Source organism: Collinsella aerofaciens, assembly GCF_015560135.1.
Taxonomy (GTDB): Bacteria; Actinomycetota; Coriobacteriia; order Coriobacteriales; family Coriobacteriaceae; genus Collinsella; species Collinsella aerofaciens_AN.
On sequence record NZ_JADMRH010000014.1, the window covers coordinates 40,579 to 52,543 of the forward strand.

Annotated in this window: 10 protein-coding genes; 3 read left to right on the forward strand and 7 right to left on the reverse strand. The window is 58.0% G+C overall.

What is annotated here, in order from left to right:
• Window positions 1–22 precede the first annotated feature (22 nt).
• Window positions 23–685, reverse strand: a complete 663-nt coding sequence (locus I2H19_RS06925; protein ID WP_229089828.1) for an HAD hydrolase-like protein — start codon at window positions 683–685, stop codon at window positions 23–25.
• A 156-nt stretch (window positions 686–841) separates the two neighbouring features.
• Here I2H19_RS06925 and I2H19_RS06930 point away from each other — a divergent pair, with 156 nt between their 5' ends.
• Complete coding sequence (locus I2H19_RS06930) at window positions 842–1,702, forward strand: DegV family protein (RefSeq protein WP_138112862.1); 861 nt, start codon at window positions 842–844, stop codon at window positions 1,700–1,702.
• A 167-nt stretch (window positions 1,703–1,869) separates the two neighbouring features.
• Here the strand turns inward: I2H19_RS06930 and I2H19_RS09965 are convergent, their stop codons facing one another.
• Window positions 1,870–2,109 (reverse strand): hypothetical protein, encoded by a 240-nt coding sequence (locus I2H19_RS09965; RefSeq protein WP_199409509.1) that lies wholly within the window; start codon window positions 2,107–2,109, stop codon window positions 1,870–1,872.
• A gap of 335 nt (window positions 2,110–2,444) precedes the next feature.
• Between I2H19_RS09965 and I2H19_RS06940 the strand changes: the two genes are divergently transcribed.
• Complete coding sequence (locus I2H19_RS06940; protein WP_195622154.1) at window positions 2,445–5,429, forward strand: TOTE conflict system archaeo-eukaryotic primase domain-containing protein; 2,985 nt, start codon at window positions 2,445–2,447, stop codon at window positions 5,427–5,429.
• Window positions 5,430–5,493: 64 nt separating this feature from the next.
• Here I2H19_RS06940 and I2H19_RS06945 read toward each other — a convergent pair whose 3' ends face one another.
• The 5 genes from I2H19_RS06945 to I2H19_RS06965 form a co-directional block, all read right to left on the reverse strand.
• A complete protein-coding gene (locus I2H19_RS06945) occupies window positions 5,494–5,802 on the reverse strand; it encodes a type II toxin-antitoxin system RelE/ParE family toxin (RefSeq protein ID WP_195622155.1) in 309 nt (102 codons plus the stop codon).
• Between the two features lie 2 nt (window positions 5,803–5,804).
• Window positions 5,805–6,104, reverse strand: coding sequence for a type II toxin-antitoxin system RelB/DinJ family antitoxin (locus I2H19_RS06950; RefSeq protein WP_022093815.1), 300 nt, complete (start codon window positions 6,102–6,104; stop codon window positions 5,805–5,807).
• A 112-nt stretch (window positions 6,105–6,216) separates the two neighbouring features.
• Window positions 6,217–6,975 carry an LOG family protein gene (locus I2H19_RS06955; protein ID WP_195622156.1) on the reverse strand — a complete coding sequence of 253 codons (759 nt, stop codon included), beginning with the start codon at window positions 6,973–6,975 and terminating at the stop codon, window positions 6,217–6,219.
• Between the two features lie 213 nt (window positions 6,976–7,188).
• Window positions 7,189–8,328, reverse strand: a complete 1,140-nt coding sequence (gene tgt, locus I2H19_RS06960) for a tRNA guanosine(34) transglycosylase Tgt (RefSeq protein ID WP_195622157.1) — start codon at window positions 8,326–8,328, stop codon at window positions 7,189–7,191.
• Between the two features lie 422 nt (window positions 8,329–8,750).
• Entirely contained in the window at window positions 8,751–9,551 is an 801-nt protein-coding gene (locus tag I2H19_RS06965) for an SDR family NAD(P)-dependent oxidoreductase (protein WP_006235414.1), read from the reverse strand.
• Between the two features lie 294 nt (window positions 9,552–9,845).
• Here I2H19_RS06965 and I2H19_RS06970 point away from each other — a divergent pair, with 294 nt between their 5' ends.
• Window positions 9,846–11,609: a coiled-coil domain-containing protein gene (locus I2H19_RS06970; RefSeq protein ID WP_195622158.1), complete on the forward strand. Its 1,764-nt coding sequence runs from the start codon at window positions 9,846–9,848 to the stop codon at window positions 11,607–11,609.
• Window positions 11,610–11,965: the final 356 nt, after the last annotated feature.

Sequence of the window (11,965 nt, forward strand, 5' to 3'; positions counted from 1 at the left end):
GCCCGCCCCTCACATCAAATACCTATATAGCGAAAAGTTTAGCAAGCTCGGCCACCGAGTGCACCACTGCATCGGCACCCGCCGCCTCGTGCTCGCCCGGCGCCGCCGCGCCCGAATAGATACCAATGCACGGCACGCTCATCGCGTGCGCGCCCTCGACGTCGTTAAAGCGATCGCCGATCATCACGGCATCGCCCGCGGCCGCACCCAAGGCCGCCAACGCGTCGCGGACCGAATCGGCCTTGGTCTCGCGCCCCTGCGGCGGATTCATGCCAACCACCGCCTCAAACTGAGAAAGTCCCAGCTCTCCCACCATGTCAACGCACTTTGCCTCCATGCGCGACGTCGCCACGGCCAAGCGCTTGCCCTGGGCGACCAACCCATCCAGCAGCTCGGGGATCCCGTCAAACACGGGATACTCCTCCGGTCCCAGCTCGTCAAAAAAGGCGCGGTACTCGTCGGTCACCACAAGCGACTCCTCGCGGGAGAAGCCATAAAAGTCGTGAAAACTCTTCCACAGGGGCGGCCCGATCATGCGACGCAGGTCACCCATCTGCGCCTCCGAAAACCCGCGTGCAGCCAGCGTCTTGCGCGTCGAGGTCATCACCGCCCGACCCGTATCGGCCACCGTGCCATCAAAATCAAACAGCACGACCGGCCGTTTGCATATCTCCAGCGCCTCCATCGGCATCCCTCTTCCCCAGTTGACGATTTCCACACCGACACTTCAAACTGTTGACTATTCAACAATTGAACCTAGAAATGTGGAACGACTCCACTATACTTGTCGCACTTTGCTCTCAGAAGGCGGCGCCGTCGCGCCCCAACGAAAGGTGCAATTATGTCTTTTGCCATCATAACCGACTCCACGTCGGACATCTCCCCCGCCCGCGCCCAAGAGCTCGGCATTTACGTGATTCCGCTGCATGTGATTATCGAGGGCGAGGACCTGCTCGACCAGGTGCAGATTACCGCCCAAGAGTACGTCGCCCGCATGGCCGGCTCCGAGCAGCTGCCGCACACCTCGCAGCCGAGTGCCGGCGAGTTCAAGGAACTCTTTGACCGCGTGCGCGCCGACGGCCACGATAGCGCCATCTTTATCTCGCTGTGCAGCGAGTGGTCCGCCTGCTACGCCAACGCCAGCCTGACGGCCGAGACGCACGAGCTCGACGTGCGCTGCATCGACTCGCGCACCGGCTCGGGCGCCGAGGGCCTGCTGGTGGAGTACGCGCTGGCCATGCGCGAGGACGGCCGCAGCCTGGACGAGACCGAGGCGCAGATCCGCGCGACGCTGCCCGACGCCCACCTGCTGCTGATTCCCCGCACGCTCGAGAATCTCGTTAAGAACGGCCGCGCGCCCAAGCTCGCCGGCCAGCTCACGCAAATGCTCAACATTCGCCTGGCCGTTTCGCCGGAGTGGAAATCGGGCGAGATCAAGGCCATAAAAAAGGGCCGCGGTGCCAAGCGCATCGTTACCAACACCATGGCCGATTGCCTCGCATTTTTGGCCGAGTATCCGGGCTCCAGCGTGCGCGTGCTCACGACCGGCGCCGCCGAGGAGCAGGAGCTTGTCAACGAGGCACTCGCGGGTCAGGATTACGTAGACGCCGGCACCGGCCCCATCGGCTGCACCATCGCCACCCACGTAGGCGTCGACGCCATCGCCATCAGCTACTGCCCCCGCTACCAGCCAACTCACTAGGGACGCCCACATCAGTTGCGGTGGAATAGGGACTGTTTTTGGCTTATTAGCCGCCAATCAATCCCTATTCCACCGCAACTTAGAAGCAGTTCATTTGGGACGGGGCTAAAAAGACTGGTATCAAACGTTTCAGACCAGTCTTTTAGCCCCGTCCCATTTTACCTACCCTACATCAGCCCGCTCAGGGCGATGTCGACGGCTTCGTTGAGGTCGTCGGTGATGTGGACAAGGTCTGGATCGAGTGGGCTGATCATGCCGGCATCCATCACCGGGCCGTTGAGCCAGTCGAACAGGCCCCTCGCGGTACCCACTGGACAAAAAATGGCAAATATGAGTACCGCCACCAAATTAGTAGCAGCAAAATCTCGCCGGAATTGATCATTTCGATCAATTCCACGTCTTGCCAAGGCTCAAAATTCCGTGTTTAGTGGGTTAGATATATAGAATAATGTGGAATTGGTATTCTATTCTTACCAAATGTTATGAGACTACATTAACAACAGTACTCATATTTGACGTTATTTGACCACGGAGTCATTCGAGGACCCCTCCCCACGCCGCCAACACGCCCCATAGCCGCCAAAACACCTTTAACAACAGCCGCCGCACGTTTTGGCACCGGCTAATTGCCACTCACGGATCGGTACCCCACTATTACCGAACCAAAATCGAAGTCGCATATCTCATAAAGCTGAAATGACGTACCCTCATCCCAATGAACGCTGACAAGAATGGCATTCAAATGAGCAACGCCGTGCATCAATACGCCCTTTTCGGGAACGCCTTATTCAAACTCAATAAAACGGTTGTCCACGCTTCAGATCCGCGTAAGCAGATCGTAATCTGTAGCAACGGTCCAGACATCCGTTACGCAACACTCGAAGAATGGGACAAAGCCGGCAAATCTTTCGGCGAACGTGCACAGACCGAGGGCATCGTTACCAGCGCGAGCCCAGCGCGCGACAAACTCGAGCTCTTTCGCAATCTTTTTACCGGCCGCAAAGATGTGCACGCTCACGGGTATCGCAGAAAAGACGGGGGCATCGGCTATACACCCGCCTGCGCAAATGAGTGGAAGCCAGGCATTTGCCCCAAAGCAAACCATCACAGAATTAAATGCGCTGAATGTCGCAGCCGCACATTCCTTGAGCTGAACGATGCCGCCATTATCGCCCATTTCAAAGGCAGCGACGACAGGCTCCGGGACGTCATAGGTCAATATGTTCTCGACAAAGACTGCAACACAAATGTCCTTGTCATTGATTTTGACAAAGCCGATTGGAAAGAAGCGACAAACGCTATCAGGCTTGTCGTAAAAAACCATGGAATTAACGCTGCGGTCGAGCGATCAAGGTCAGGCAACGGCGCGCATATCTGGTTTTTCTTCCTAGAACCTATAAACGCAAAGACAGCACGAGATTTCGGTAGCTGCCTTATCGCCGAAGCAGCGGCACTCAACAAGACAATCACCTTCGAAGCCTTTGACCGAATGATACCCGCGCAGTCCACCATTCCTGAAGGCGGCTTTGGAAATCTCATTGCGCTGCCCTTTCAGGGAAAAGCGCAGCGGGAAGGAAACAGCGTATTTGTTGACGAACGATTCGAGCCCTTTCCCGACCAATGGCTTTACCTTTCGCAAATCCAGTTAATCCCGCGCGTGACGGTGCAAAATCTGATCGAGAGCATCGAAAATAGGTCACATGGAATAGCAGCTGTTGCGGCGGCAAACACCGGTGTGCCACATTCCCAGAGACTGCGAAAGCGGCTTCCGCTCACACCGCGGGACTTCCCGTCATCGCTGTCCGTCACGCAGACCGATATGCTCTATATCCCCGAAAAATCTCTGAGTCCCGCAGCTCAAATGGAAGTCCGCAGGCTTGCAACATTTGCCAACCCAGAATTCTTCCGCGCACAATCTATGCATCAATCGGTATTCGGCAAACCGCGGTTCATAGACCTCAGCGAACTTAGAGATGGCTACGTCGCGATTCCCAGAGGCTGCAAGGTTCAACTTGAGCGGCTGCTTCAAGAAGCCGGCGTTTCTGCCCACTATTCAGACAAACGCAAGTCGAGCCATCCAATTGCGATGGCATTTAAAGGGACTCTTCGCCCTGAACAGCAAATTGTCGCTGAACAGATGCTCAGCTATGAAGACGGGATCATGTCCGCACCGACGGGGTTCGGCAAAACCGTCATCGGAGCTTATCTTATTGCTGCCATTGGTCTTCCAACGCTCGTCATCGTTCCTAAAACTGCGCTCATTGCCCAATGGAAATCCCAACTCGAACGATTTCTCGACATCACGGACAACAGAGAGCCCGTCCGAACCCCAAAGGGACGAATCAGCAAAAGACAGCCTCCGCTCATTGGGCAAATCGGAGGAGGCAAGACCGCCATAAGCCGTCTCATCGACATTGCTTCATTCCAGTCGCTATCCGGCAAGGATCCCCAAACCGGCGAGTCATTAGCCAAGGAGTTCGTTCGCGATTACAGTCTCATCATCTGTGACGAATGCCACCATGCGGCCGCGCCACAGCTTGAGCTTGTCCTCAAGTCCGCTCCTGCCAAATATGTATATGGCCTTTCCGCAACGCCCGAGCGTTCGGACGGACTCACGCGGGCACTCTCGATGCTCTGCGGCCCGGTTCGCTATGTCGTCGATCCAAAAACGCAAGCAATCCAACAGGGGATTCAGCGCATTGTTAGACCGCGTTTCACCGGAATTCGATTACCCACCTACGGACCAGGAGCATCCTTTAACCAAATTCTCGATCTCCTGTGTGTACACGCCGCGAGAAACGAAGCAATTATCGAGGACGCCCTCGAGGCCGCATCAAACGGCCGGCATCCGCTTGTGCTATCTAAAAGAAAAAAGCATGCCGAAGAGCTATGCAGGCTACTTCAAAGCCGTGGACACGAACCCATACTCTTAACCGGAGAAATCGACGCCAAAGAAAGAAAAGCAATACTGAAGAGTCTTCCCAGCTTTGAGCATGATCATCGAATCATCGTCGCAACTGAAAGTCTTCTGGGCGAGGGCTTCGACCTGTCTTACCTTGACACTTTGCTCATTGCCACTCCAATATCTTGGGACGGCAGCATAACGCAGCAGGCAGGTAGGCTACACAGAAGCCACGAGGGCAAACAGCGGGTTGAGATATTCGACTATGTTGACCTGTCGATACCCATGTTCGCGCGCATGTACCAAAAGAGGCTCAAGACCTACGCCAAGCTGGGGTATGAAGTCTTTGCGGCAAACGACAACAGACAGGACGATCGAAACATCCTCGTTAGGTCGGCAAGAGCCGTGGAGGCTTTAGTGAATGACATCGAGAACGCATCGAAAAGCATTTTTATTGCCGCACCCTACGCGTCCGCCGCATGCCTTGAAAAGCTCGCCGCTGCACTCGCGGATGCCGCTACCCGTGGAATTGCCCTTGAGATTTCTATTGCTTCAACTCCACGCGATGACGTGAAAGCGATTTTTGCCGAGATGAACGTCAACTATCTCATCAAAGCCGAAGGACGCCTGTGCGCATCAGTGATTGACGAGGAAACTGTCTGGTACGGAGCTATTCCGTTGCTGGCTTTCCCAAAGAAAGAAGACTGCAGCATTCGTTTCAAAAGCAGCGAAGTCGCAGCCGAGCTTTTGAGCGAAATTCAGCGAAAAGTGGAACCGGAGGCCGCGGCGACGAACGGGGTACCCCCAGCAGTTGCGGTGAAATAGGGACTGTTTTTGACTTATTAGCCGTCAATCAATCCCTATTCCACCGCAACTTAGAAATCGGCAATCAGCCCTGCGGGCCCTGGAACAGCTCCTCATGCGAGCCCATTCTGACCAGCCGGATCACAGGATTAGTCTTATGCGGTAAGTAGAGAACGACCACGTCGACCAAGCCATCGGATAGGTGGAAATCGATGTGGCCGTTGTAGTTTCCGCCCGGGTTTGAAAGCTCATGGGCGCCATATTCCGCGGGAAGCGAGCCGTGAGCTGCAAGCTCTGCGACTGCCGCCTTAAACTCACTCTTTAGCTGCGGATGCATGCGCATCGTTCGTTTGTAGTCCGCCCTAAATTGAGCCTCGACTTTAATCTCGAGCATCGCTATTCCTCATCGAGGAATGACATAAGCTCATCAGCGTTGTTGAATGACGGGCTATCGTCCGGCAAAATCCCCAACTCATGAGCCTCGGCGATCACCATGGCACGCCTCGTCGCCTCGTTGGGCACCTCCGCCCTTCCTACAATCTCAAAAGGAATCTTTCGCTGATTTACAAGCTGCCGAACGGCAAGATTGAGATAGGAATTGAGGCTGAGGCCGACCGAATCCAAGAACTCAGTCGCCTGTTCCTTGAGCCCCTCTTCGATGCGAACCGTCGTAGGCTTAACCGTTGCAGTAGACATACGCGACCTCCTCGCCTCGTCTTTTGCATCAGTATACCCCGTTTTGATGGCATACTGATGTTAAATAGCATCAGTATGCCGTTCACATTACTATAACAACAGTCACAGCGCCCTACATCAGCCCGCTCAGGGCGATGTCGACGGCTTCGTTGAGGTCGTCGGTGATATGCACGAGCTCGGGATCGAGCGGGCTGATCATACCGGCGTCCAGCACCGGACCGTTAAGCCAGTCGAATAGGCCCTGCCAGTACTCGCTGCCTACCAGCACAAGCGGCATGCGCTTGACCTTGTGCGTTTGCACCAGCGTGAGCACCTCGAACATCTCGTCGAGCGTACCAAAACCACCGGGAAACACAATGGCACCCGAGCTGTATTTGACGAACATGGTCTTGCGCACAAAGAAGTAGCGGAAGTCCATACCGAGGTTCACATATTTGTTGAGCCCCTGCTCGTGCGGCAATTCAATGCCCAGGCCAACTGACTTGCCGTTGACACTCGCCGCTCCCCTGTTGGCCGCTTCCATGATGCCGGGGCCGCCACCGGTGATAACCGCCACGCCGCGCTGAGCAATCTTACGGCCGACGGTGCGCGCCGCCTTGTAGGCCGGGTCCGTCTTGGGCGTGCGGGCGCTGCCGAAGATGGTCACTGCGGGTCCGAGCTCGGCCAGCGCGCCAAAACCATCGACAAACTCGGCCTGGATGCGCAGTACGCGCCACGGATCGGCATGCAGCCAGTCGGTCGACTCCTCGGGCGCCAGCAGGTTGGCGTAGGTGTTGTCCTTAGGAATCATGGGGCCGCGCATGACCACGGGGCCGCGGCGGTACGTCTCGTCGTAGGCAGGCTCGCCCTCGACGTTCTCATTCTTAATCATGGGTACTCCTATCGAGAAAAAGAAAAGCGGGCGGGGTCGACGCCATGCGCCAAACACCCGCCCGAACATCAACTATTCGGTATGGTACCCACGATGCATCAAGTGCTTGCAAGCTATCGGTCAGCGGTCGCGCAGCCGGTGTCAGCAAATGTGACGAGCGGTTGCCGCTCAGCCTTTGCCATTGCCCACGCTCTGCAAGCGTGTCTGTCGCCCTTAGTAATCCACCGCCGCAGGGCTGTTCATCCAGTCGCTCACAAACGCGCCGTAGCGGCCCTCGATAATGGCCTGGCGGGCACGCTGCATAAGGTTGAGCAGGTAGTAGATGTTGTGCATCGAAAGCAGAATGCCGCCGAGCATCTCCTTCTGCGTGACCATGTGACGGATGAGCGCGCGGCTGTAGCCGCCCGTGCACACCGGGCAGGTGCAGGTAGGGTCGATGGGGCCGTCGTCGTGCGCAAAGCGCGCGTTGCGGAAGTTAAGGCGACCCTCGCTGGAGAACGCCGTGCCCATGCGGCCGGTGCGCGTCGGCAGCACGCAGTCGAACATGTCGATGCCCACGCCCACGCCGCGCACGAGGGTGGTGGGGTTGCCGACACCCATCAGGTAGCGCGGCTTGTGCTTGGGCATGTACTCGGAAGCCAGCGGCGCCAGCGTCTCGAACATGGTCTCGTGGTCCTCGCCCACCGAGTAGCCGCCGATGCCGTAGCCCGGGAAGTCGCCGCACTCCTCCAGATGGCGCAGCGAGCGCAGGCGCAGGTCCAGGTGCATGCCACCCTGGACGATGCCAAAGAGTGCCTGGTCGTCGCGGGTATGCGCCTTATAGCAGCGCTCGGCCCACATGCTCGACAGCTCCACGGCGCGCTCAACGTAGGCGCGCGTGGCGGGATAGCCCGGGCACTGGTCGAGCTGCATGCAGATGTCGGAGCCGAGTTTCATGGCGATTTCCATGTTGTCCTCGGGCGTCCAGAACACGTGGCGACCGTCGTAATCGTTGACGATAAAGCGCACACCCTCGTCGGTGAGCTTGACGGCGTCGTTGTGGCTGAACACTTGGAAGCCGCCCGAGTCGGTAAGAATGGGGCCATGCCAGTTCATAAACTTGTGCAGCCCGCCCAGCTCGGCGATGGTGTCCTCGCCGGGACGCATGGACAGGTGATAAGTATTGGCAAGCACGATCTGGGCGCCGAGCTGTTTAACGGTCTCGGTAGGAATGCCCTTGACGTTTGCCTTGGTGCCCACGGGCATGAAGATCGGCGTCTCGATGTCGCCGTGCGGGGTGTGCAGCACGCCGGCACGCGCATGCGTCGTCGGGTCCTCGGCGATCAGGTCGAATTTAAAAAGGCTCTGGTCCATAAACTGGAACTCCTTGGTTGCGGTTCATACGCAAACCATTATACGGGCAACCAGCAAACCGCACCGACTCGACAGAAACTGATGCATTAAACGACTAGTCGTCGAGGACAATCTTCAGCGCCATCTTGCAAAGGAGTGTCCCAATCTGCCGGCACTTAGGGACTGTCCCCAAGTGCCGGCAAGAGTGTCCCTTATGACTAGTCATTTAAGAACGTCCCCAACGACTACGAGATCATCTCCAACAGCCAAGGCAACGCCGATGCTCTGGCGACGTCAGCGAGCGGTCGCCAGGGCGAACAAATTGTCATGAAAAGAGGGCGGCATAGACCTTCTGGTCATGCCGCCCTCTTTGAATGACAAGTTGTCGCCCTGGTGACCGCGCAGCGTCGAGCCGTTACGCGGTTTGGAAAAACCGCGTAACCCTACGGCCGCTGGCCCATGCCACCCTCGAGGGTGACGGTCTCGCCGTTCATGTACTTAAAGTCGGGACCGCAGAGCTGAACGACCACGCGGCCGATTTCCTTCTCGACGTCGCCGTAGTGACCCGCTGGCGGCATGTGGACGTTGGCCTTAAACGCCTCGGGATAAGCATCCTGGAAGTTCTCGAGCGCAGCGGTCCAAGCAAGCGGGCACACGATGTTGACGTTGATGCCGTCCTTGCCCCACTCGTTGGCGGCAACGCGAGTCAGACCACGGATGCCCTCCTTGGCGGCGGCATAGCTGCACTGACCATAGTTGCCAAACAGGCCGGCGCCCGAGGCAAAGTTGACCACGGAGCCCTTGGTCTCCTTCAGGTGCGGATAGGCCTTCTGCATGTACAGATAGGTGGCATACAGACCGGAATAAATGGCTAGGTTAAACTGATCCATGGTATGGTCGGCGATGGTCACACCCGAGGCGCTGGCCTGAGCATTGTTGACGACGGCGTCGATGCGGCCGAACTCCTCAATGGCCTTGTCGATAACGTTCTGGACGACAGCCTCGTTGTCCTGACCAGCCGAAACATCGGCCTGAACAGGCAGAACCTTGACACCGTACTCGGCCTCGAGGGACTCCTTGGCGGCCTCGAGCTTGGCGACGTTGCGGCCGGTGATAACGAGGTTCGCGCCCTCCTTTGCAAAAGCGATATCGATGCCGTAACCGATGGAGCCAGCGGAGCCGTCCTTAAGCGTGGCCTTGCCGCCGCCGGTGACGATCACGGTCTTACCAGTGAAAAGTCCCATATAAAGTCCTTTCAAATCGCGACGGGCGCACCCGCCGACTGCGCGCATCCAAATAAACGCGCCAAAAGCTGAAATGCAACTTTAACGGGTTCAAGTGAAAAATAAAGCCCATGGCAGGCGAACGGCGCAACGTCTTTCGGCGAAGGGAATGTCAAGTAAAAATTGGATAGAGTGGCCGAGTTTTTGCTATCGACGCGAACCATCGAACACGTTTTGAAACTTTGCTGCGGCGCGCGGAAAGTCGGCGCGAGACTTTATCATAGGATGACAAACAACGATGAGGAGCACATACCTATGACAGACGAGCTGGACCCCCAGACTCAACAGCATATTGATGATTCCGCAGACGTCACCGCAGATGCTGATGCTGTGACCTGCGATGATATTGACCTCGACGACCCCATCTTGGACGAAAGCGCTACGGCGGAAACCCCTGGCGCCGAAGATGCAGGCGAGCAAAACGACGATGCGCCCGCTCAGGACGACGACCCCGTACAGGATGCCGCTCCGCAAGCTGCGGGCCCTATCGAGGTGTCTTCGGAAGAAGAGCTCGACGCCGTCATGGACTCCATGATGGATGCCGTCAAAGCGATGAAAGACGCCGTGGCCGACGCTGACGTTGACGCCGAGGAAGAGGAGGCTGCCGAGGCGGCCTCGACCTTTGTACCCGGCGAGACTCCGGTTGCCGACCAGGGCAGCACCATGCCCTCGTTTCTGCAGCTCGAGCACCCCACGATTGGCGCCGATGCGGTCGACCCGCACGCAGCAGGCTTTTCTGTGGTCGAGGGCGGTACCGGCAATATCGCCGCGCCGCAGGCTGCCGATGCGGACGCTGCCGACACCGCTCGCCCGACCGCCCTGCACTCCCCCGCCGCGAGCCGCGATCTGGGGACCGCTGTCTCGAACACTGCGAACGCCGTGGGCACCTTTATCGCCCAGGGCGCCTCGGCCATGCGCGAGATGAACGCCGCGAAAAAGGCACTTGCCGATGCCCGCGCCCATCTGACCGAACTTGAGCAGCGCATTGCCGATCAGGCCGAGGAACTCGAGACGCGCCAGGATATCGCAGGCCGCTACGACCAGATCGTCGCCGACCAGCGCCAGGCGATTGCCACGGCCCAAAAGACTGCAGCGGCCGCCGAGATTGACCGTGATGCCCACGCCGCCAAAGCGACAGAGCTCAAGAGTCAGTTCGAACAAATGAAGACAGAGGATGACGCGACTGAGCTCCGGCTGAAGGCCGCGCTCGATGCCGTGGAGGCCCGCGAGGCGAGCTCGCGCGAGACCGGCAACCGCCTCATTCGACGTCTTGAGGATTCCAAGCGCATCCGCGACAAGGTGAAGGCCGAGCGAGACGCCGGCATTGCCGCCGCACAACAAACCGTCGACGCCACGCGCGCCCAGCTCGAGACGCTGCGTCATGAGTATGCCGAGCTGCAACGCAATCCCTCGGCAAATCCCGCCAACTATACGGTGCGCACCAGCGAGCTCTCGATGCAGATCTCCGACACGGCAGATGCCCTGCGTAAAGCCGAAGAAGATGTCCCGCGCATCACCGCCGACCTTGAGCACTCGCTTGCCGCAGCCGAGCAGGCTGTCGAGCAGGCTCAAGCCCCCATTGCCGAAGCCAAACGCGCGCACCAAGCCGTGACGACTGAGGCTGATGCCGCGCGCGACGAGCTGCAGACGGCGAAGACTGCCGCCGCGACGCGCCAGCGCGAACTGCGCGAGAAGATCGCTGCCGAGGACAAGGCACGCCGCGACCAAGAGCAGAGCATCGCCAACGCCCAAGCAGATGCCGCGCATGCGCAGTCGATTATCGAACAGGCGACCGAGGTACACGACCACCCAGAGATCACTGAGTCGCTTGCAGGGTCCTTGGCCCGAGACAAAGCCGAACAGGCCGAGACCGAGCGAGAAGTCGCCCAGCTCGAGGCCACCGAGGACGCGGTGCGCGAGCGTACCCGCGACTCACGCATCAAATTCACCGGCGCCATCGTCTGCATTGTCGCCGTGATTCTGGTAATCATCCTGATCTGGCTCTTCGCGAGCAAGTAAACCAGCTGCCAAAAAGCTCAACGCAGTTGCGGTGAGATAGTTCCTGTTTAGCCCCAAAAAGGCCAATTCAAGAACTATCTCACCGCAACTTATTTAGATCGGCGAAAGGCAACCTATCCCTCCTGCACCAATCTCTTGACATAAGGACTGTCCCCAGGTGCCGGCAGAGACGATATGAGCAGGACATAAAAACATTGAGAGCCCCTGCTGCATGAAAGACCGCGGATTAGGCCGACAATGGTGAGTGTCTAATTCAGCCGCGGCGGCCACGCCGCATTCATGGAAGGGGCTCCCATGCTCGATACTACCACCTTCGTCGGCCTCGACGTCCACGCCCGCTCGATAAAGGCAGTCTC

Bases quoted from the DNA above. Each gene is read 5' to 3' on its own strand.
- I2H19_RS06925 (WP_229089828.1), bottom strand. From the start codon at position 685: ATGGAGGCGCTGGAGATATGCAAACGGCCGGTCGTGCTGTTTGATTTT.
- I2H19_RS06930 (WP_138112862.1), top strand. From the start codon at position 842: ATGTCTTTTGCCATCATAACCGACTCCACGTCGGACATCTCCCCCGCC.
- I2H19_RS06940 (WP_195622154.1), top strand. From the start codon at position 2,445: ATGAGCAACGCCGTGCATCAATACGCCCTTTTCGGGAACGCCTTATTC.
- I2H19_RS06945 (WP_195622155.1), bottom strand. From the start codon at position 5,802: ATGCTCGAGATTAAAGTCGAGGCTCAATTTAGGGCGGACTACAAACGA.
- I2H19_RS06950 (WP_022093815.1), bottom strand. From the start codon at position 6,104: ATGTCTACTGCAACGGTTAAGCCTACGACGGTTCGCATCGAAGAGGGG.
- I2H19_RS06955 (WP_195622156.1), bottom strand. From the start codon at position 6,975: ATGATTAAGAATGAGAACGTCGAGGGCGAGCCTGCCTACGACGAGACG.
- tgt (WP_195622157.1), bottom strand. From the start codon at position 8,328: ATGGACCAGAGCCTTTTTAAATTCGACCTGATCGCCGAGGACCCGACG.
- I2H19_RS06965 (WP_006235414.1), bottom strand. From the start codon at position 9,551: ATGGGACTTTTCACTGGTAAGACCGTGATCGTCACCGGCGGCGGCAAG.
- I2H19_RS06970 (WP_195622158.1), top strand. From the start codon at position 9,846: ATGACAGACGAGCTGGACCCCCAGACTCAACAGCATATTGATGATTCC.